This window comes from Pseudomonas nitroreducens TX1, assembly GCF_000313755.1.
GTDB classification, from domain to species: domain Bacteria; phylum Pseudomonadota; class Gammaproteobacteria; order Pseudomonadales; family Pseudomonadaceae; genus Pseudomonas; species Pseudomonas nitroreducens_A.
This window is the reverse complement of sequence record NZ_AMZB01000010.1, coordinates 1-976: the sequence shown is the minus strand read 5'-3', so window position 1 is coordinate 976 and position 976 is coordinate 1. Positions and strand designations below refer to the sequence as shown.

The 976-nt window shown below is 56.0% G+C and carries 2 protein-coding genes; both read left to right on the top strand.

The window, feature by feature from the left end; all coding sequences use genetic code 11:
• Positions 1 to 558: hypothetical protein (locus C167_RS0100050; RefSeq protein WP_235154265.1), on the top strand; the 558-nt coding region annotated here is incomplete at its 5' end.
• A gap of 33 nt (positions 559 to 591) precedes the next feature.
• Positions 592 to 966 (top strand): TetR/AcrR family transcriptional regulator, encoded by a 375-nt coding sequence (locus C167_RS0100045; RefSeq protein WP_017516256.1) that lies wholly within the window; start codon positions 592 to 594, stop codon positions 964 to 966.
• Positions 967 to 976: the final 10 nt, after the last annotated feature.

The following is a 976-nucleotide window of genomic DNA, read 5'->3' as shown; positions in this document are numbered from 1 at the left end:
TCTACACCCTTAAATGCGAAGAGCCAGGAGACAAGAAGAATGACAACCTCGCAGCGTAACGAGTCAACGACAGTTTCCCCTTTAAAAGGCGTTTGGATTCTGGGGGCCGTGATACTCCTCATCGGTATCTTCATCGCGCTCTGTAGCGCGATTGGCATCCAGAATTTCTGGGCAGGATTTCTCTTTCTGTTTTTCTGGGCAGGCGTGGAGCAAGCAAACCTAAAGCGACTGGCTCCAACCGCCGCGGGCGCATTCTTCGGCTTGCTGATCTGTTGGGCGTTTCAGTTACTACCCCAGCATTTCGGGAACACCGCGGGGGGCATTGCGATCCTAGGGCTGGTCTCGGCCGTGGTTTATCTGCTCATCATCGGGCGGCTCACGACCTTCATCAATCAATCCACGATGCTCTTCGTCACCGTCGGCTCGATTCCTGCCATCCAATCCAATGTCTCCATGGCTGAGTTGTTTACTGCTCTGGCTTTAGGTGTGAGCTTCTTTGGCTTGCTGGCGGCCCTGGCTGTGTGGCGGGTACGCACCAAGGCCGTACCGCTACGGTAAGGCGAGACTCTTTGCCAACTAACCGGGGCCTCAATGACGCTCTCTACGAATGATGAGCGCCTGCTAAAGGTGCTGGCCGCCACCATGTTCGACCGCCCCCGGGCGACGCTGCAAGAGCTTGCAGGGGCAGCGGGGATGAGCAAGGCGACCCTGCACCGCTTCTGCGGAACGCGGGATAACCTAGTGGAGATGCTCAAAGGCTACGGCGAAGACGTGCTCATTCAGGTCATCAGCAAATGCGAAATAGAAAGCGCTGAACCTCTGGCCGCGTTACGCAAGCTGATCCAAGAGCACCTAATGCACAGCGAGGTGCTGTCGCTTCTAATGCTCCTATACCGCCCAGACAGCCTCAAGCCGAGTGACAGCAATACTTGGCAGTCCTACAGCAAAGTGGCTCTTCGCATTTAAGGGTGTAGCT

Coding starts and splice junctions, on each gene's coding strand:
- C167_RS0100045 (WP_017516256.1), top strand. CDS start 592: ATGACGCTCTCTACGAATGATGAGCGCCTGCTAAAGGTGCTGGCCGCC.